The organism is Pleomorphomonas sp. JP5 (assembly GCF_023721815.1).
Taxonomy (GTDB): Bacteria; Pseudomonadota; Alphaproteobacteria; order Rhizobiales; family Pleomorphomonadaceae; genus Pleomorphomonas.
Window position 1 is genome coordinate 275,606 of record NZ_JAMDLI010000002.1, and the last position, 19,188, is coordinate 294,793.

A 19,188-nucleotide genomic window follows, 5' to 3' on the forward strand; every position below is an offset into this window, starting at 1 on the left:
AGAGCCCTTCGCTGGCGCTGCGGCTACCGCCGCCGCGTCGGCACATGCATCTCGGCGACGGCCAGTTCCTGGAGCTGCGTGATGTCGGTTTCACCCTCAAGGCGGCGCAACATCAACCGCGTCAGCCGGCGGCCGGCCTCCTGCAGCGGGAAATAGAAGCTCACCGGCGTCGGCTCGACATACTCGATCAATCGGGTGGTGGTCGACGCGCAGAAGCCGAAATCGGCAGGATCGAGACCGATGTCGCGAAGGCCTGTCATCATGCCGAGCGAGGTTATGTCGTTGACGCAGATGAAGGCATCGGGCGGGCTCTCCTGCACCATCAGGTCCTTCACCGAGGCGCGCGTCTTCCGGGCGGTGAGATCGAGATCGAGCATGAGACGCGGATCGATCTCCATGCCGGCCTCGGACAGCGCCTTGCGATACCCACGCTGACGATACTGCGAGAACATGAACTCGGTCGGCGGATTGATAAGGCAGATACGGCGGTAGCCGCTCGCCAGAAGATGCCGCACTGCCCGATAGGTGGCATCCTCGTCATCGATGTCGAACCAAGCATGCGGCGTGAACAGCTCGGTGCGGCCGAAGCTGACGAAGGGAAAATCGCGCTCCAGCAGGAAGCGCACCCGCGGATCCATCGGCAGGGTATGGTCGAAGATCAACCCGTCGGCACGACGACCGTCGATGATGGTCTTCAACGCCTCGATCGGGTCCGTGCCGGGGGCCAGTGGCACCGCGGTCACCGCGTAACCGGCTGCCTGGGCCACTTCATGCACGCCCTGAAGTAGACCGACCGAACCGGTATCGGCGATATCGTCCGGCGGCACGGCCGACATCAAAACGCAAATGGAGTAGGAGAGACCGGTCCTCAGCGTCAGACCGCCAACGTCGCGGACATAGCCAAGCTCCGCGGCCGCCTTCTGAACGCGCTCGATGGTCTCCTTGCGAACCTCAGGCCCGTTGCGCAGCGCTCGACTGACGGTTGTAATCGACAGATCAAGGTGGCGGGCCAGACTTTTCAGATTGAGCCGAGCACGATCATCGCCCACGTTGGATCAACTCCGGAAACTGCCAATTACCTCAGATCAATATCGATTCTTGCCGGCCTGTCGATAGTTTTCTTGGTTATGAACTCTAATCAACCGTCCAGCCAAGGTCGAGAGACCGCTGCGAACACCATTGTTTACGTGTTAATACTCACGGCTCCCCATCAGCCGAAAGGCAAGTTGCTAGCGCAAACTATGGAGGCCGACGGCCGGCCGGGCGTTCACATAGACCGCGTAAAGGGAAGAGGTGGCGGTGATATAGAGCCGATTGCGCTTGCGACCGCCAAAGCACAGATTGGAGACCGTCTCGGGAATGTTGATGCGGCCGAGCAAAGTGCCGTCGGCGGCGTAGGCGCGAACCCCATCTCCACAGGAAGTCCACAGGTTGCCGGCTTGATCGAGACGGAAACCATCAAAGACTCCGGCATCCGAAGTGACAAGCATCCGCTCAGCGTCGACCGAGCATCCACTCTCTGCAACGCGAAAGGCGTGAATGGCCGGGGGATTGGACGAGGACGTGTTTGAGACGAAGAGAGTGCGCTCGTCCGGCGAGAAGGCAAGACCGTTGGGACGATCGAGACTTGTCACGACCGCCGTCGTTTCTCCGCTCCGGGGATCATGACGATAGACGTTGCAGGCGCCAATCTCGCTTTTCGCCGCGTGCCCTTCATAATCGCTGTCGATGCCGTAGCTCGGGTCGGAGAACCAGATGCTGCCGTCGGACTTTACCACCACGTCGTTGGGAGAGTTGAGACGCTTGCCGTCGAAGCGATCGACCACGGTCTCCCAACGGCCGTCGAAGCCGAGACGGGAGACGCGACGACCGCCATGCTCGCAGGCAACGATGCGTCCGCAGGCATCGAGCGTATGGCCGTTGTGATAGCCGCACGGATACTCGAACACCGAGACGGCGCCATTGGTCTCGTCGTAGCGCATGATTCGATCTTCTGGAATGTCCGACCAGACCACGGCCTTGGCAGCCGGCACATAGACGGGCCCCTCCGTCCAGCGCCCGCCTGTCCACAGGCGCTCGACAGCGGCACTGCCGATCACCAGCGACCCGAAACGGCCATCGAACGTATCGTAGTCGCTCATGCTGTCCTCCCGCGCATCGGCGTCTTGCAAGTTCGGTCGTTTCCCGCCTTGCGGGAAGGCACTATCATCATACGAATGAATAGCGTCAAGAATGCCCCGTCGCACCGAGGCGGCTGTCGTTTCCCCAAAACCCGGAGTGAGTTCATGCCCACCGTTTCGTCGCCGCGCCCCAAGGTCCTGATGGTGTCGCCGATGCCCGAGTGGGACATCGCGCCAATGCGCGAGGCCTACGACCTCATCGACCTGCCAGCCAACGGGCTGGCTGGCGTTGGCCCTGTCGCCGAGATCATGGCGGTGGTGACGTCCGGCGGGCGTGGTGCCGATGCGGCGCTGATCGAGGCGCTGCCGGCGCTGCAGCTGATCGCCGTCTATGGCGTCGGATACGACAAGGTCGACCTCGCCGCCGCCAGTCAACACAACGTCGCGGTGACCAACACACCCGACGTACTCACCGCCGACGTCGCCGACATGGCGCTCGCCCTGACCCTGGCGCTTGCACGGCGCATTGTCGACGGCGACGCCTTCGTCCGTTCGGGAACCTGGATCAACGAATCCATGCCGCTGACCGGCACCGTTTCCGGGCGCAAGGTCGGCATCGTCGGGCTTGGCCGCATCGGCGAGGCAATCGGCCGCCGCTTCGCCGGCTTCGACACCGAAATCGGATACTGGAATCGCTCGCCAAAACCTCTGTCCGCTTGGCGGGCTTTCCCCACGCCGGCCACTCTGGCTGCCTGGTCCGACATCCTGGTGGTAGCGGTAGCCGGCGGCGGAGATACCGTGGGCCTCGTGGATGGCTCCACGATCGCCGCCCTGGGGCGTGACGGCCTTCTCATCAATATCTCGCGCGGCACGACCGTCGACGAGGCCGCTCTGATCGCCGCTCTGGAGAATGGAACGATTGCCGGCGCCGGACTCGACGTTTTCCTGAACGAGCCCGCGATCGACCCGCGCTTTTCCCGCCTGGATAACGTCCTGCTGTCGCCCCATCAGGGCAGCGCCACACAGGCGACGCGTCAGGCGATGGGAGCGCTGGTGCGCGCCAACCTCGCCGCACACTTCGCTGGAGAGGCGCTGCCGACACCAGTTATCGATCGCAGGCGATAGGCCCAGTCGATAGCAATCCGGACATTGCAGCATATAACAGCTGTCACTTTTAACAAGTAAAGACAACCGATCCGACTACTCTATTGTTTGGAAAACTTTAAGGGCGCTCCTTTATCATTGTCAGACAAACACGTCTGCGTGCGGGCCGGGGATGCTTTCATGCATCCCGGCCGGCGCGGGTCGAACGGAATTGTCCGTGCACGCTGGGGGAAAAAGCGATGGCGCGCCTATTCAACAATCTGTCCATCGGCTCCAAGGTATTCGTAGCCTTCGCGCTGGTCATCGCACTTCTCATCACCTGCGCCGGCCTGTCGCTCTTCTCGCTCAGTTCGTTCGAGCGTTCCTTCGGCCAGCACCGCGACCGTGTCGATGAAGTGGAGCTGACGCGCGACATCGACTATGCCTTCCTCAATCTCACGGCGCAGGTCGACGCCTACCTGACGCGCGGCAGCGAGACGGCCCTGTCAAACACAAAGACCGCCGCGGAGACGGCGCGAGCTTCCATTGCCAATGCCGTTGGAAAGATCGACGACGGCGTCCGCAAGGACAACATGACCGCCATCGCCACGCTGTTCGACGGGTACAACGCGGTGCTGACCAAGCTCATCGAGCTCAAGGCCAGCCAGCAGAAGATTGTCCGTGAAAGCGTTGAACCACTCGGCGAAAAGCTGAAGAACGACATGCTGTTCTTCTCTTCCAAGGTCGACAGGCTCGGCAAGACGGACATCATTCCCATCGCCACCAAGGCCACGGAGCAATACAACGCCGGCCGTCTCGCGGTTTACAAGCTGCTGAACAACGGCACGGCCGACGATCTCAAGGCCGCCGACGCCGGCTTCAACGGTCTCGTCCAGCGCCTCAACCTGGTGATCAAGGCCGTCGGGGCCGGACAGGAAGCCGCCCAGCTCGGCAAGGTTCTGAAGTCCGCGACCACCTTTCAGGAGGCCTATCGCCAGGCCAATCAGATTTCCGGCGATCTTCGCAATCTGACATCAAAGGACCTGCTCAACGCCTCGACCGCCATCGCCGACAAGGTTGCAGCCGTTCGCGCCGCCGCCTCGGTCGAGTCGACGTCGATCGGCGTCGCCACGACCGGCCTCATCGACACGATCCGACGGATGCTGCTGGTCGTCGCCGGCGTCTCCGTGGTCGGCGCCGTGGTGCTGGCCTTCGTCATCGGCCGCTCGATCTCCCGGCCTGTGGTCGCCATCTCGCGCGCCATGGAGAAGGTGTCGGACGGCGACCTCCAGACGGAGGTCCCGGGTCGCGGCCGCAAGGATGAAGTCGGCGCCATGGCGGACGCACTGGAAGTGTTCAAGACGAGTCTCGCCCAGGCAGCCGAAGCACGCGCCGCCCGCGAGGCCGACGAGGCGGCGCAGGCCGAGGTAAGGCGCGCCGAAGTCCACCAGCTCGCCGACATGTTCGAACAGACCGTCGGCGGCATCGCGTCCTCGCTGGCCGCCGCGGCCGGGCAGCTTAACGGCTCGGCTCAGACCCTGTCCCAATCGTCAACCGACGTGACGCAGAAGGCGTCGACCGTGGCCGCCGCCTCCGAAGCGGCCTCGGCCGGCGTTGGAACCGTAGCCGCCGCCGCCGAGGAGCTGGCGTCGTCGATCGCCGAGATCGGTCGGCAGGTGAACGAGTCCACCGAAGTCGCTTCGAAGGCCGTGCAGGACGCGTCGGAGACCGCCGGCAAGGTGCGCGAACTGTCGGAAGCCGCGCGCAAGATCGGCGCCGTCGTCGACCTCATCAACACCATCGCCGGCCAGACCAACCTTCTGGCGCTGAACGCCACCATCGAGGCGGCACGCGCCGGCGAAGCCGGCAAGGGCTTTGCCGTGGTCGCCGCCGAGGTCAAGCAGCTCGCCGACCAGACCGCCAAGGCAACCAGCGAGATTGGCGCCCAGGTCGCCGCGATCCAGGCGTCGACCGCCGATTCCAGCGACGCCATCATGCGCATCACCGAGACCATCGGTCATATCTCGAAGGTCTCCAACACGGTGGCCGGATCGGTGCGCGACCAGGGCATGGCCACGCAGGAAATCGCCGACTCGGTGCAGAAGGCCGCCGAGGGCACCAGCACGGTGGCGAGCAACATCGTCAAGGTGGGCGAAGCCGCCGGCGATTCCTCGGCCGCCGCCCAGGAAGTGCTGCAGGCCTCCGGCGCGCTCTCGGCTCAGGCCGAGCGTCTGCAGGGCGAACTCCGGCGCTTCCTCGCCACCATCCGGGCGGCGTGATCGCCGCCAGGCTCAATCAAGCCCGTTTCTAAGCGCGGCGGCGGTGGCGATCGGCGATATCGCCGCCGCCGTCAACGTCAGGGCGACGATGAGAAGGAAGGGCGTTCGGAAGGCGGCGGGATCGAAGGCGACGGCTGTCGCCGCGGCTACGCCGAAGATCAGCACCGGCACGGTGAACGGCAGCACCAGGATCGGCAGCAGCAAGCCGCCACGCCTGAGCGATACCGTCAGACCTGCACCGATCGCCCCGAGGAGCGTCAGCGCCGGCGTACCGACGAGAAGCGTCGCCAGTGAGGCCAGCGTCACGTCGACGGGCATGGCCAGGAGCAGCGACAGGAAGGGCGCCGCAATGACAAGCGGCAAGCCGGTTGCCGTCCAGTGGGCCGCCACCTTGACGATCACAAGAAGTTCCAGCGATTGCCCCGAAGCGACCATCAGGTCGAGCGCACCATCGTCGCGGTCGGCTTCAAACAGCCGGTCGAGACCGAGCAACGTTGCGAGCAGCGCCCCGATCCACAGGATGGCCGGACCCAGGCGAGACAGGAGATTGAGATCCGGCCCGATGGCGAAGGGGAAGATCGTTACCACGATCAGATAGAACAATACGCCCATCAGGGCGCCGCCCCCGATACGCACGGACAGGCGCAGTTCGCGAACATAAAGCGCAACGAGCGGCGACATCAGGCGATCTCCTCGGCAACGAGGCGAAGCGCACGAGCGCCGGCAAGGCCGATGGAGAGATGGGTGGCCGCAACGATGGCGCCACCGCGTTCCAGATGGCCAGCCATAAGCCCGACAAGCCCCGCTTCCGAGGCGACGTCAAGGGCAGCGGTCGGCTCGTCCAGCAGCCAGAGCGGTCGCCGCACTGCGATAAGGCGCGCGATGGCAAGTCGCCTTCGCTGCCCTGCCGAAAGATAGGCGGCGGGCAGAGCCGCAAGATCGGCAAGCCCCACGGCGTCAAGCGCAGTGTCCACCGGCTCGCCTCCGTCCGCCCCAAGGAAATCCTGCCAGAAGGCAAGGTTCTCGCCGACGGTCAAGGCAGGCTTTACCGCGTCGCGATGACCGAGATAGTGGGCATGGCGACCGACCTCTTCCGGATCGGCCACACTATCGGCCAGAAGGCGCACCGCCCCCTTTGCCGGTCGCCCGAGCCCGGCGAGAGCCCTCAGCAACGTCGATTTGCCGACGCCGTTCGGACCGGTGACCAATATCGCCTCGCCCCCGGCCACCTCGAAGCCGACGTCTTCGATCACCCGACGGCCACCGCGATCGACACTGAGCGTCTCGACCACGAGACTGAAGGGCTGGAAAGGCTGGTTCACGGGCGTCTCCGGCGCAAACGGCGGTCCTTCCCAATAGAACATCACGGCCAGTGGCGTAAGCCGCTTTTGGGGCGAACCAGAGCGATCCGGGCGCGGGACGCGGAATGCGACGTTATGTGGTAGAATTTCGTACTCAAGGTCTGGTGAGGCGTCAGCTTATTCTCTATAAGGCGCAAGGAAGTCTCCGGTCGCCAAGTGACCATTACGTAAACGTCAAACAGCTCGCCGGTGGCGAGGACCCTGCCCCGAACGGATGCCGGCACCGCCGTGTTCCGTCCCCGGCAAGGCGCCCCCCGGCATTGAAAGGGGCCCGCGCATGCCGTCGCTCGACAGCTTCAAGTCCAGGAGAGAACTTCAGGTCGGTTCGAAGACCTACGTCTACTACGACCTGAAGGCCGCCGAGGAGAACGGCCTCGCCGGTGTTTCGCGTCTGCCGGCCTCGCTGAAGGTGATCCTCGAGAACCTGCTTCGCTTCGAGGACGGCCGCTCGGTGACCCAGGACGATATCAAGGCCATGGCCGCATGGCTCGACAACAAGGGCAAGCTCGACAAGGAAATCGCCTACCGGCCTGCCCGCGTCCTGATGCAGGACTTCACCGGCGTTCCGGCCGTCGTCGACCTCGCCGCCATGCGTGACGCCATGGTCTCGCTCGGCGGCGATCCGGGCAAGATCAACCCGCTCGTGCCGGTCGACCTCGTCATCGACCATTCGGTCGTGGTCGACTATTTCGGAAGCGCCTCCTCGCTGGCCCAGAACGTCGCCCGCGAGTACGAACAGAACGTCGAGCGCTACAACTTCCTCAAGTGGGGCCAGAACGCCTTCCATAACTTCCGTGTCGTGCCGCCGGGCACCGGCATCTGCCATCAGGTCAACCTCGAGTATCTCGCGCAGACGGTGTGGACCAACGAGGAAGACGGCGTCACCTACGCCTATCCCGACACCTGCGTCGGTACCGACAGCCACACCACCATGGTCAACGGCCTCTCGGTGCTTGGTTGGGGCGTCGGCGGCATCGAGGCCGAGGCGGCCATGCTTGGCCAGCCGGTTTCCATGCTGATTCCCGAGGTGATCGGCTTCAAGCTGATCGGCAAGGTGACCGAGGGCGTCACCGCCACGGACGTGGTTCTCACCGTCACCCAGATGCTGCGCAAGAAGGGCGTCGTCGGCAAGTTCGTCGAGTATTTCGGCCCCGGCCTCGACAGCCTGACCCTGGCCGATCGCGCCACCATCGCCAACATGGGCCCGGAATACGGCGCCACTTGCGGCTTCTTCCCCATCGACGCCGAGACGATCCGCTATCTGAAGTTCTCGGGCCGCGCCGACGACCGCGTCGCTCTGGTCGACGCCTACGCTCGTGCCCAGGGCATCTACCGCACCGCCGATACGCCGGATCCGGTGTTCACCGATGTTCTGGAGCTCGACCTCTCCACCGTCGTCCCCTCGCTGGCCGGTCCGAAGCGTCCGGAAGGCCGGGTCTCGCTCAGCGCCGCCAAGTCCGGCTTCGCCTCCGCCATGGAAGCCGAGTACAAGAAGCTCGCCGACATCGGCACCCGCTATCCGGTCGAGGGCGGCAACTTCGACCTCGGCCATGGCGACGTGGTGATCGCCGCCATCACCTCCTGCACCAATACCTCCAATCCGAGCGTGCTCGTGGCCGCCGGCCTCCTTGCCCGCAAGGCGCGCGAGAAAGGCCTCGCGGTCAAGCCGTGGGTGAAGACCTCGCTGGCGCCGGGATCGCAGGTCGTCGCCGAGTATCTCAGCCGGTCCGGCCTGCAGGAGGATCTCGACGCCCTCGGCTTCAACCTGGTCGGCTTCGGCTGCACCACCTGTATCGGCAACTCCGGTCCGTTGCCCGAGCCGATTTCAAAGTCGATCAACGACAACAGCATCGTCGCCGCTGCCGTGCTGTCGGGCAACCGCAACTTCGAGGGCCGTGTCAGCCCCGACGTGCAGGCCAACTATCTCGCTTCCCCGCCGCTGGTCGTCGCCTATGCGCTGGCCGGCAGCGTGCAGAAGGACCTGTCGACCGAGGCACTCGGCGTCGGCTCCGACGGCGAGCCGGTCTATCTCCGCGACATCTGGCCGTCCAACAAGGAGGTGAACGAGACCATCGCCACCTTCATCACCGCCGGCATGTTCAAGGAGAAGTATGCCGACGTGTTCAAGGGCGACGAACGGTGGCGTGGCGTCGAGGCGGGGATCGGCCAGACCTACGGCTGGAACATCGGCTCGACCTACGTGCAGAACCCGCCCTATTTCGCCGGCATCACCATGACGCCGCCGCCGGTCACCGACATCGTCGGCGCACGCATCCTCGGCCTGTTCGGCGACAAGATCACCACCGACCACATCTCGCCGGCCGGTTCGATCAAGGTAGCGAGCCCGGCCGGCCAGTATCTCACCGGCCATCAGGTGCGCCCGGCCGACTTCAACCAGTACGGCACCCGGCGCGGCAACCATGAAGTGATGATGCGCGGCACTTTCGCCAACATCCGCATCAAGAACAACATGGTGAAGGACGATGCGGGCAACGTGGTCGAGGGCGGCTGGACCGTCCATCACCCCTCGGGCGACCGGATGTACATCTACGATGCCGCCATGCGCTACAAGGACGCGGGCGTTCCGCTGGTTGTCTTCGCCGGTGTAGAGTACGGCAACGGCTCGTCGCGCGACTGGGCGGCCAAGGGCACCAATCTGCTGGGCGTCAAGGCGGTAATCGCAGAGAGCTTCGAGCGCATCCACCGCTCCAACCTCGTCGGTATGGGCATCGTTCCGCTGACCTTCGAGGAAGGGACCACCTGGAAGACCCTTGGCCTCACCGGCAACGAGACGGTGACCATCGAGGGCATCGCCGACGTCAAGCCGCGCCAGACGCTGACCGCCCGCATCACCCGCGCCGACGGTTCGGTGATCGATGTGCCGCTTCTCTGCCGGATCGATACGCTCGACGAACTCGACTACTACAAGAATGGCGGCATCCTTCACTACGTGCTGCGCCAGCTCGCAGCCTGAGAAGCGCCTTGTGGCCGGCCTCGCCAGAGGCCGTCCGGGCTCCACTTCGCACACTGAACAAGATGGGCCCGTCCGGCAGGATGGGCCCTTTCGTTTCAGGGCCGCCGCCCTTGCGGTTTGCTTGCGGCACATCTCTCGAAACGGTGACCGGTGAAACGAAGGCCACTTCCAGGCATCTTCGCCAAGCACGGGCGCATCCCCGTGTGCACTCCGGATCGCCAATCGAGCCCGCCTGAGAACGGACGGAAGTTGGCGTCGGCAAACCGCAGAGTCCCGGAACCACAGACAGTTTGAACCCGTTTCGTCTTGACCGATCAGATCCTTTCAGCCATAAAGCCCGACATTCGAGAGAGGAATGGTCCATGTCGTTCGCGAATGGTTCCCGTCAGGCGGTCATTGAGCTGGGTCTTGTCCCGGCCGGGCTTGCCATGACGAAAACGGCGACGACGAAAACGACTACGACGTAATCGACGCTTCCTCGCCCCGCATCGTCCTCCTCGGGTCTGAGGAGGCGGAAGGTGGCCTCCTCGAACGTCTCCCTGACAGACTGAAGAGCGACCGGCCGCCAGACAAGGCGGGGGACGACTGTTTCGGCGTAGACGCCACACAATCAGAAGGTCAGTCCAACATGGGTTACAAGGTCGCTGTGGTCGGTGCCACCGGGAACGTGGGCCGCGAAATGCTTTCGATCCTCTCCGAGCGCGGGTTCCCCGCCGACGAAGTGATCGCCGTCGCCTCGCGGCGGAGCCAGGGCACCGAAGTGTCCTTCGGCGACAAGACGCTGAAGGTGCAGGCCCTGGAGCATGTCGACTTCTCCGACATCGACATCTGCGTCATGTCGGCTGGCGGCTCGATCTCCAAGGAATGGTCGCCGAAGATCGGCGCCCAGAAGTGTGTGGTCATCGACAACTCCTCGGCCTGGCGCTACGACGAGGACGTGCCGCTGGTCGTTCCGGAAGTGAACGCCGACGCCGCTGCCGGCTTCACCAAGAAGTACATCATCGCCAACCCGAACTGCTCGACCGCCCAACTGGTCGTGGCGTTGAAGCCGCTGCATGACAAGGCCGGCATCAAGCGCGTGGTCGTGTCGACCTATCAGTCGGTTTCCGGCGCCGGCAAGGACGCGATGGACGAGCTGTTCACCCAGACCCGGGCCATCTTCGTCTCCGACCCGGTCGAGCCGAAGAAGTTTCCGAAGCGCATCGCCTTCAACCTCATTCCGCACATCGACGTCTTCATGGAGGACGGCTTCACCAAGGAAGAGTGGAAGATGACGGCGGAAACCAAGAAGATCCTCGATCCGAAGATCAAGCTGACCGCCACCTGCGTCCGCGTTCCGGTGTTCGTCTCCCATTCGGAAGTCGTCAACATCGAGTTCGAGAAGCCGCTCAGCGCCGACGAGGCCCGTTCGATCCTGCGCGAGGCGCCCGGCTGCCTCGTCGTCGACAAGCATGAGCCCGGCGGCTACATCACCCCCTACGAGGCGACCGGCGAAGACGCCACCTACATCTCGCGCATCCGCGAGGACATCACGGTGGAAAACGGTCTCACCATGTGGGTGGTGTCGGACAACCTTCGCAAGGGCGCCGCGCTCAACGCGGTGCAGATCGCCGAGGTGCTTCTCAACCGCAGCCTCCTGAAGCCCAAGAAGGCCGCCTGACGGGCATTGCCCATCGACATTTGGCCGCCGCGATGGCTTCGCGGCGGCTTTTCTTTTGGCTTTACCGAGCGAGTTCGCCGGGAGCGGTGTGCTCGCCATCGCCGAGCGCTCTCTGCATCAGAACCTGATCGAGCCAGCGGTCGAACTTGTAGCCGAGGGCCGGCGCGACGCCGACCAGCGTGAACCCCAGCGCCGCGTGCAGCTTGCGCGAGCCAACGTTGCCGCTGTCGCCGATCACCGCGATCATCTGCCGGAAACCGCGCCGGGCGCACTCGTCGATCAGGGCCTGGAGAAGGCACTTGCCGATACCCTGCCCCCGCCGGCCCGGATCGATGTAGATCGAGTTCTCCACCGTATAGCGGTAGGCAAGACGTGGCCGATAGGCGCTGACATAAGCATAACCGGCCAGCGCGCCGCCCATCTCGGCAATCAGATAGGGATAGCCGCCGCTGGTGATGGCCTCGAAGCGCTTCAGCATCTCCGCATCGGTCGGCGGCTCGAGTTCCCATGAAGCGGTCCCGGTACGAACGGCCTCCTGGTAGATGGCGGCAATCGCCGGGATGTCACTTTCACGGGCGGGACGAATGGTCAGCATGGGTCGGATCCGGAAGAGCAAACGGCGCGGCAGTGCGCCCGTGCCCTAGATCGCATGCCCATCGTCCAGCCTCAAACAAAAACGGCGCCGGGGATGACCCGGCGCCGCATCTTCGGTCAGGACTTGCCCTGTCGTCAGCGACGGTCGCCGATCAGGCGAAGCAGCATGATGAACAGGTTGATGAAGTCCATGTAGAGGTTGAGGGCGCCCATGATGGCCTTGCGGCCGGCCGTCGTGCGATCATCGCCCTCGAAGTACATCTCCTTGATGGTCTGCGTGTCGTAGGCGGTCAGGCCGGCGAAGATGCCGACGCCGAGCACGGAGATGGCGAACTCCATCGCCGACGACTGCATGAAGATGTTGACCAGGGACGCGATGATCAGGCCGAACAGGCCCATGATCAGGAACGAGCCCATGGCGCTGAGGTTGCGCTTGGTCGTGTAGCCGTAGAGGCTGAGCGCGGCGAAGGTGGCGGCCGAGATGAAGAACACCTGCGTGATCGACTGCTGGGTGTAGACCAGGAAGATCGATGACAGCGACAGGCCCATCAGCGCCGCGAAAGCCCAGAACAGGCCCTGCGCCACCGGCATGGACAGCTTCTGGATGCCGAAGGAGAACACGAGCACCAGGCCGAGCGGAGCCAGCATCACCAGCCACTGCAACGGGCTCGTATAGAGCGCCGCGCCGAAGGAGGTGAGCATGATCGGATCCCAGCTCGCCACCGCGGCATTGGCGGCAAGCGCCGCGACGCCACCGGTCACGGCGAGGCCGATGGCCATGTAGTTGTAGACCGACAGCATGTAGCTGCGGAGACCCTGATCGATCTCCGCGGAATAGGCCCGGGAACCGTAGCCCGAGGGGATGTTGCGTTCAGGGAATGCCATTGGGGCGTCGATCCTTCTCTGGAAATACAAGGTCGCGGGGGAGGCGAGCCTCCCCTCGCTCGAAGAGACAATATGGGCTTACCCCGATGAAAGCTCAAGGGCACGCCCGACGAGTCCATCAAACATGACGAAGATTTAAAGATTCCGGAGTACCGGCGCTGCCTTGGCCGATAGCGCCCTGAAGGTGCCGAGCAGTCCCAGTCCGATGGTCAGAAGAAGCGCACAGGCCACGGCTCCAAGCGCCACCCAGGGATTGAGATCGACCGGCACGTCCATGATGCCGTAAAGAACGCCCCAGGCAGCCAAGGCGCCAGCGGCCAAGGCGAATATGGCGGTGAGAAAGCCGAGCGCCGCGTACTCGAGCGCAAAGGCGAGCAGCACCCGCCCCCGCGTCGCGCCGAAAGTCTTGAGCAACACGGCATCGTAGACGCGCTGGCGATGTCCGGAGGCAAGCGCACCGGCCAAAACGAGCACCGAGGCGGCGAGCGCGATGGAGGCGGCGGCGCGAATGGCCAGCGTCAGCGAGCCAACCAGATCGTTGACCGTGGTAAGCACGTCCTTGACACGCACCATCGTGGCTGTCGGGAACTCCGCCACCACCGCCCGGATCAACCGCCCTTCGTTTTGCCGGTCGGCCACCGCGTCGCCGCTCGTCGGCAGCGCTGCCGTCGACAGCACCGAATAGGGCGCACCTGCGAAGGTACTGGGCGAGAACACCATCACGAAGTTGATCGAGAGCGACTGCCATTCGACCTTGCGCGTACTGGCCACCCTGGCGGTGATTTCACGACCGAGCACGTTGACCGTAACCGTATCGCCGATCTTGAGGCCGAACTCGCGCGCCAGCTCGTCCTCGAAGGAGACAAGCGGCTCGCCCTTGTAATCCTTCGGCCACCAAGCGCCCGACGCGAGCGTCGAATTGGCCGGTGGTTCGTCCGATATCGTGATGCCCCGGTCTCCGGACAGCGCCCAGCGCGCGCTTTCGGGCGCATCGATCTTGTCGACCGGCGTCCCCTTCAGCGCTGTGATGCGGCCGCGCAGCATCGGCACGGTCTCGAGCGTGGTGCCCGGCACCGTCGCCTCGACCAGCCGCGAGAAAGCGTCGAGGTCGTTGGAGCGAATGTCGAGCACGAAGAAGGTGGGCGCCTTCTCCGGCAAGGTGGATGTGAGCTGCCGCCTGAGCCCGGTGTCGATCAAGGCCAGCGTCACCATCAGCGTCAGCCCGAGGCCGAGGGACAGCACCACCGAAAGCGTCAGGCCTCCGCGTCGGTGGATGTTGCGCAACGCCAACCGGAGCTCCGCCGAACCAACCGCCGGCAATCGACCGGCAAGGCGACGGATCAGGTCGGCCACGCCGGTGAGCACGACAAAGATCGCCGCCATCGACAGGATGAACACCACTGCCACGAAGCGGTCGGCAGCGGTGGCGACGGCGAGCACGGCGAGAAGCAGCACCGCCACGCTGGTAGCCAAGACATAGACGCGACGCGGCAGCCGCCGTTCCGGCGCCACCTTGTCGCGGAACAGAGCACTCACCGGTACGTCATGGGCGCGGCCGAGCGCCCAGATGGCGAAGGCAAAGGCCGTAAGAAAGCCATAGGCGGCGGCGAGCATCAGCTCGCCGGGATAGACGCCGATCTCGATCGGCAACTCGAGCGCCGAAGCGATCAACCCGCCCGCGAAGAAGGGTGGCACGAGCCCCAGGGCAAGCCCCAGCACCACGCCGATGCCGGCGATGACGCCGATCTCGATCAGATAGACGACCACCACGAAACCACCCGGCGCACCCACCGCCTTCAGCGTGGCGATGGTGTCGCGCTTGCGATCGATGAACGCCTTCACCGCATTGGTGACGCCAACACCGCCGACGATCAGCGCGGTCAGGCCGACCAGCGTCAGGAACTGCGAAAAACGATCGACGTTACGCTCCAGACCGGGGGCTGCATCGAGCCGCGATGAAACGGTCCGACCGCTGTCGGACTGGGCTGCCTTCATCTCCGCCGCGACGGCGGCAACGGCATCGTCCGTCGTGCCATCGGGCAGGGCAATGCGAGTGGTGTTGGCGACAAGGCTGCCCGGCTGAACGATATCGGTTGCCGCGAGCGCCTCCCTGCTCATCATCACCCGTGGTCCGTAGGCGATGCCGGTCCCGACCTGATCCGATTCCTTTTCGATCAATCCGCGCACTTCGGCGGTTGCCCGTCCGATGGCGATGCGGTCACCGACCTTCACGTCGAGACGATCGGCGAGGATCGGCTCGATGACGACACCGATCGATCCATCCGCCCCCGGCGCCAGGGCATCGGCAAGCCGACCGCCCCCTGCGAGGCGCAGCTCCCCTGCGAGCGGATACGCGCCGTCGACCGCCTTGATGCGGGCAAGCGCCTGCGCCTCGCCGTCGAGGCGTCGCGCCATCGAGTTGACCAGCGTCACCGCCGACAATCGACCACGTGTGGCAAGGGAGGCAACCACCGCCTCAGGTGGGGTTTCGCCACCGAAACGCACCGCGATGTCGCCACCCAGAATCTCCCGCCCTTGCAGGGAAATGCCCTCGGTGATCGCCCGGCTGGTCGAACCGACGGCAGCGATGGCCGCGACGCCAAGCGCGATGGCCGCGATGAAAATGCGGAAGCCCGACAAACCGCCGCGCGCCTCACGGGCGGCGAGACGAACGGCGACCTTCCAGCCCGGCGAGCGGCCGCTCACGGCGTCGCCCCCGCCCTGATATCCTCGACGATTTCGCCCGAGCGCATGCCGATGCGGCGGTCGCAGGCGTCCGCGAGCGCCCGATCATGCGTGACCAGCACCAGCGTCGCGCCACGTCTGGCCCGCGCCTCGAACATCAGGCGGATGATGTCGCGGCCGGTGTCGGCGTCGAGATTGCCGGTCGGCTCGTCGGCGATCAGGATCGACGGCTCGGGCGCCAGAGCCCGGGCGATGGCGACGCGCTGCTGCTCGCCGCCGGAGAGTTCTGCCGGGTGATGGTCGAGCCTGTGCCCAAGGCCGACCGCTTCGAGTTCGACCCGCGCCCGCTCGAAGGCGTCGCGCCGGCCACTGAGTTCCAGGGGCACCGCCACATTCTCCAGCGCCGTCATGGTCGGCATCAGGTGAAAGGACTGGAAGACGATACCGACCGAACGCCCGCGGAAGCGGGCAAGGGCGTCCTCGTCCATGCGGTCGAGCCGCTCGTTGCCGACCGATACGGTGCCGCCGTCCACCCGCTCGAGACCGGCAAGCACCATCAGGAGCGTCGACTTGCCCGAGCCCGAAGGGCCAACAATGCCGACACTCGTGCCAGCCTCGATAGAAAACGACAGGCGTTTCAGGATGTGAACGCGGGCAGCACCGCTGCCAAGACTGAGATCGACCTGAGAGAGAGCAATGGCTGGATCTGGCAAGGGCGAGCTTTCGGTTCTGGCGGTTCGGGCAAACGTGACGTCTGCGGGGCTTGCCGAAGAAAGCCCGAGCCTGTCATATGGTTGGCCTAGAAACCATTGCAAGCCGGGTCAAAAGGCCGTGAGACACCGCATCTTCGTGTTCGTTCTCGCCCTCCTCGTCGGCCTTGCCGGCGCGGAAGCCAAGTCCATGCGTATCGTCGCGCTCGGCGACAGTCTCACCGCCGGCTACGGCGTACTTAGCCAGGACGCCTTTCCCGACCGGCTGGAAGCGGCGCTCGTCAAGCGCGGCCATGACGTCGACATCGTCAACGCGGGCGTCTCCGGCGATACGGTCGCCGACGGACTGGCCCGTCTCGACTGGGCGCTGGCGGACGGCGCCGACGGCGTCATCGTCGAACTCGGCGCGAACGACATGTTGCGCGGCCACGATCCGTCGCTCGTCCGCGAAAGCCTCGACGAACTGCTGTCCCGCATCAACGAAACCGGGGCGCCCGTGCTTCTCGCCGGCATGAGGGCGGCGCCCAATCTCGGCGTCGTCTATGGCGCCCGCTACGATCCGATCTTTCCCGACCTCGCCGAGAAACACGGCGCCCTGCTTTACCCGTTCTTCCTCGAGGGTGTCGCCGGCAATGCCAGCCTCAACCAGGCCGACGGCATGCATCCGAATGCCGCTGGCGTCGACATCATCGTCGAGCGCATCCTTCCGTCCGTCGAGGCGCTGATCGAACGGATCAAAGGCAAGGGCTAGCGGACTGAGTTTGACATTCGGTCACGGGTCGGCATGGCTGGATATCGTCAAGCCGATGCGAAAGCCGTTGGCGAAGCACTAGCCACGGAAGCCGCGCAAAGGCATCCTGGCAAGATCGGTTGGGGAGAACCATCGTGAGCAGCCTCGATCATTTCCGCCTGATGGCGCCTTACAACGCCTGGATGAACACCAAGGTCTACGCCGCTGCCGAGCGGCTGACGGCGGACGAGCTGTCCCGCGACCGTGGCGCCTTCTTCGGCTCCATCCTGGGCACGCTCAACCACCTTGTCGCCGCTGACCTCATCTGGTTCGGCCGACTGGCCAATCATCCCCCCTTTTCCGGGCGCTTCGATCTTGCCGGCTTGCCGCGACCGACGAGTGTCAGCTTCGTCGTATCGGACGATCTGTCCCATCTCCGGCCGATCCGCGAACGCATCGATCGGATGATCGTCGGCTTCGTGGACGGGCTGACGGACGCCGATCTCGCCGGGGCATTCGCCTACAGCCGAACGGACGGAACACAACGGCGCAAGCTGCTGTCGTCGGTGCTGTCGCACATCTTCAATCACCAAACCCATCATCGCGGTCAGGTCTCCACGTTGCTCACCCAGGCGGGCGTCGATGTCGGCGTCACCGACCTTCTGGCCCTCCTGCCCGACATCGACTGAACTCCGAAAAGGCACCCCATGCAAAAACGTCGCCTCGGCCGATCCGATCTCTTCGTCACGCCCATCTGCCTGGGCACGATGACCTACGGCGAGCAAACCTCCCGTGACGAAGCCTTTGCCATTCTGGACCGCGCCGTAGGCTTCGGGATCGATTTTCTGGACGCCGCCGAGATGTACCCGATACCGCCGAAACGCGAGACGCAAGGCGCGACCGAGACCATCATCGGCGAATGGCTGACCGCGCGCGGTCGACGGAACGATATCGTCCTCGCCACCAAGGTCTGCGGCCGTAGCTCCAATGACTGGTTTCGCGACGACGGTTCGCCGACCCGCCTCACCCGGACGCAGATTTTCGAAGCCGTCGAGAAATCGCTTCGCCGGCTCAGGACCGACCATATCGACCTCTACCAGATCCACTGGCCGGATCGAGCCGTCTCCGATTGGGGAACCGTTCCTTCGCGCTTCAAGCCGTTTGTCCCCGCCGTCGACGAGACGGCCATCGAGGAGACGGCGGCCGCTTTCGCCGAGTTGGTCGCCGCCGGCAAGATCCGCCACTTCGGCCTCTCCAACGAGAGTCCCTATGGGCTGATGCGCTTCATCTTCGCCGCCGAGCAAGGCATCGGCCCGCGCCCCGTCACGGTGCAGAACGCCTACAGCCTGGTCAACCGCACGTGGGAGGGCGGCCTCGCGGAGATCGCACTGCGGGAAGAGATCGGCCTCCTGCCCTACTCGCCGCTGGCGCAGGGCTACCTCACGGGCAAGTATCGCAACGGCGCGCTGCCGGAGAACAGTCGCAAGGCCCTGTTCAATCGCCTCCAGCGCTACGAGAAGCCGCATGCCGACGCGGCGATTGCCGCCTACGTCGATCTCGCCCGCCGCTTTGGCGCCGACCCGACGACCTTCGCCGTCGCCTTCGCCATGAACCAGCCGACGGTTGGCTCGGTCATCATCGGACCGAGGGCCGAAGATCAAGTGGAAAGCAACCTTGCCGCCGCCGGCTTCGTCTGGACCGAAGACATGCAGGCGGCCGTCGACGACCTGCATCAGCGCTTCGGCAACCCTTGCCCGTGACGTTCACTCGGCAACCGACAGCCAGGACTTGTCGATGACGCGCAACACGCGGGCCAGCTCGCCACCGCGTTTCAGGATCATGCCGGTCTGGGCGATCACCGAATAGGCGCCCTGCCGTCGCGCCAGCTTGGGATTCTTCTCGACCCGATAGAGAGGCACCTCGGAAGACCGCCGGAAGATCGAAAAGACGGCTCGGTCGGAGAGATGATCGATGGCGTAATCGCGCCACTCCCCGGCCGCCACCATACGACCGTAGACCTTCAGGATCTCGGACAGCTCGTGCCGATCGAAGGCGACGTAAGGGACCTCCCGAGCCACCGGCCGGGAGTCGACGGGCGCCGGCGCAG

16 protein-coding genes are annotated in these 19,188 nt (G+C 64.8%); 7 read left to right on the forward strand and 9 right to left on the reverse strand.

Annotated features, from left to right (window positions below; genetic code table 11):
- Nucleotides 1-23 precede the first annotated feature (23 nt).
- On the reverse strand, nt 24-1,049 hold the full coding sequence (locus M4J40_RS03185) for a substrate-binding domain-containing protein (protein ID WP_251752045.1): 1,026 nt from the start codon (nt 1,047-1,049) through the stop codon (nt 24-26).
- A 180-nt stretch (nt 1,050-1,229) separates the two neighbouring features.
- On the reverse strand, nt 1,230-2,141 hold the full coding sequence (locus tag M4J40_RS03190) for an SMP-30/gluconolactonase/LRE family protein (protein ID WP_251752046.1): 912 nt from the start codon (nt 2,139-2,141) through the stop codon (nt 1,230-1,232).
- Between the two features lie 144 nt (nt 2,142-2,285).
- Between M4J40_RS03190 and M4J40_RS03195 the strand changes: the two genes are divergently transcribed.
- Nucleotides 2,286-3,245, forward strand: a complete 960-nt coding sequence (locus M4J40_RS03195; RefSeq protein ID WP_251752047.1) for a 2-hydroxyacid dehydrogenase — start codon at nt 2,286-2,288, stop codon at nt 3,243-3,245.
- A gap of 218 nt (nt 3,246-3,463) precedes the next feature.
- Nucleotides 3,464-5,482, forward strand: coding sequence for a methyl-accepting chemotaxis protein (locus tag M4J40_RS03200; protein WP_251752048.1), 2,019 nt, complete (start codon nt 3,464-3,466; stop codon nt 5,480-5,482).
- A 12-nt stretch (nt 5,483-5,494) separates the two neighbouring features.
- On the opposite strand, the gene ccmB is transcribed toward M4J40_RS03200, so the two are convergent.
- Together ccmB and ccmA are read right to left on the reverse strand one after the other, a co-directional pair.
- Nucleotides 5,495-6,163, reverse strand: coding sequence for a heme exporter protein CcmB (gene ccmB, locus M4J40_RS03205; protein ID WP_251752049.1), 669 nt, complete (start codon nt 6,161-6,163; stop codon nt 5,495-5,497).
- Entirely contained in the window at nt 6,163-6,804 is a 642-nt protein-coding gene (ccmA, locus tag M4J40_RS03210) for a heme ABC exporter ATP-binding protein CcmA (RefSeq protein ID WP_405030707.1), read from the reverse strand. Before ccmA ends, ccmB begins: the two co-directional genes overlap by 1 nt.
- A gap of 316 nt (nt 6,805-7,120) precedes the next feature.
- Between ccmA and acnA the strand changes: the two genes are divergently transcribed.
- On the forward strand, nt 7,121-9,817 hold the full coding sequence (gene acnA, locus M4J40_RS03215; protein ID WP_251752051.1) for an aconitate hydratase AcnA: 2,697 nt from the start codon (nt 7,121-7,123) through the stop codon (nt 9,815-9,817).
- A gap of 628 nt (nt 9,818-10,445) precedes the next feature.
- Nucleotides 10,446-11,477, forward strand: a complete 1,032-nt coding sequence (locus tag M4J40_RS03220) for an aspartate-semialdehyde dehydrogenase (RefSeq protein WP_251752052.1) — start codon at nt 10,446-10,448, stop codon at nt 11,475-11,477.
- Between the two features lie 61 nt (nt 11,478-11,538).
- Here M4J40_RS03220 and M4J40_RS03225 read toward each other — a convergent pair whose 3' ends face one another.
- From M4J40_RS03225 to M4J40_RS03240, 4 genes are all read right to left on the reverse strand, one after another.
- A complete protein-coding gene (locus M4J40_RS03225) occupies nt 11,539-12,072 on the reverse strand; it encodes a GNAT family N-acetyltransferase (RefSeq protein ID WP_251752054.1) in 534 nt (177 codons plus the stop codon).
- A 134-nt stretch (nt 12,073-12,206) separates the two neighbouring features.
- Nucleotides 12,207-12,956, reverse strand: a complete 750-nt coding sequence (locus M4J40_RS03230; RefSeq protein ID WP_251752056.1) for a Bax inhibitor-1/YccA family protein — start codon at nt 12,954-12,956, stop codon at nt 12,207-12,209.
- A gap of 135 nt (nt 12,957-13,091) precedes the next feature.
- Nucleotides 13,092-15,662: an FtsX-like permease family protein gene (locus tag M4J40_RS03235; protein ID WP_251752057.1), complete on the reverse strand. Its 2,571-nt coding sequence runs from the start codon at nt 15,660-15,662 to the stop codon at nt 13,092-13,094.
- Nucleotides 15,659-16,354 (reverse strand): ABC transporter ATP-binding protein, encoded by a 696-nt coding sequence (locus M4J40_RS03240; RefSeq protein ID WP_251752059.1) that lies wholly within the window; start codon nt 16,352-16,354, stop codon nt 15,659-15,661. The genes M4J40_RS03235 and M4J40_RS03240 overlap by 4 nt, the downstream gene beginning before the upstream one ends.
- A 118-nt stretch (nt 16,355-16,472) precedes the next feature.
- Between M4J40_RS03240 and M4J40_RS03245 the strand changes: the two genes are divergently transcribed.
- From M4J40_RS03245 to M4J40_RS03255, 3 genes are all read left to right on the forward strand, one after another.
- Complete coding sequence (locus tag M4J40_RS03245) at nt 16,473-17,102, forward strand: arylesterase (RefSeq protein ID WP_405030708.1); 630 nt, start codon at nt 16,473-16,475, stop codon at nt 17,100-17,102.
- Between the two features lie 134 nt (nt 17,103-17,236).
- Nucleotides 17,237-17,770, forward strand: a complete 534-nt coding sequence (locus tag M4J40_RS03250) for a DinB family protein (protein WP_251752060.1) — start codon at nt 17,237-17,239, stop codon at nt 17,768-17,770.
- A gap of 18 nt (nt 17,771-17,788) precedes the next feature.
- Nucleotides 17,789-18,841 carry an aldo/keto reductase gene (locus M4J40_RS03255; protein ID WP_251752061.1) on the forward strand — a complete coding sequence of 351 codons (1,053 nt, stop codon included), beginning with the start codon at nt 17,789-17,791 and terminating at the stop codon, nt 18,839-18,841.
- Between the two features lie 3 nt (nt 18,842-18,844).
- On the opposite strand, the gene M4J40_RS03260 is transcribed toward M4J40_RS03255, so the two are convergent.
- Nucleotides 18,845-19,159 (reverse strand): DUF2794 domain-containing protein, encoded by a 315-nt coding sequence (locus M4J40_RS03260; RefSeq protein ID WP_251752168.1) that lies wholly within the window; start codon nt 19,157-19,159, stop codon nt 18,845-18,847.
- Nucleotides 19,160-19,188: the final 29 nt, after the last annotated feature.

Coding starts and splice junctions, on each gene's coding strand:
- M4J40_RS03220 (WP_251752052.1), top strand. CDS start 10,446: ATGGGTTACAAGGTCGCTGTGGTCGGTGCCACCGGGAACGTGGGCCGC.
- M4J40_RS03225 (WP_251752054.1), bottom strand. CDS start 12,072: ATGCTGACCATTCGTCCCGCCCGTGAAAGTGACATCCCGGCGATTGCC.
- M4J40_RS03195 (WP_251752047.1), top strand. CDS start 2,286: ATGCCCACCGTTTCGTCGCCGCGCCCCAAGGTCCTGATGGTGTCGCCG.
- M4J40_RS03190 (WP_251752046.1), bottom strand. CDS start 2,141: ATGAGCGACTACGATACGTTCGATGGCCGTTTCGGGTCGCTGGTGATC.
- M4J40_RS03230 (WP_251752056.1), bottom strand. CDS start 12,956: ATGGCATTCCCTGAACGCAACATCCCCTCGGGCTACGGTTCCCGGGCC.
- M4J40_RS03200 (WP_251752048.1), top strand. CDS start 3,464: ATGGCGCGCCTATTCAACAATCTGTCCATCGGCTCCAAGGTATTCGTA.
- ccmB (WP_251752049.1), bottom strand. CDS start 6,163: ATGTCGCCGCTCGTTGCGCTTTATGTTCGCGAACTGCGCCTGTCCGTG.
- M4J40_RS03255 (WP_251752061.1), top strand. CDS start 17,789: ATGCAAAAACGTCGCCTCGGCCGATCCGATCTCTTCGTCACGCCCATC.
- acnA (WP_251752051.1), top strand. CDS start 7,121: ATGCCGTCGCTCGACAGCTTCAAGTCCAGGAGAGAACTTCAGGTCGGT.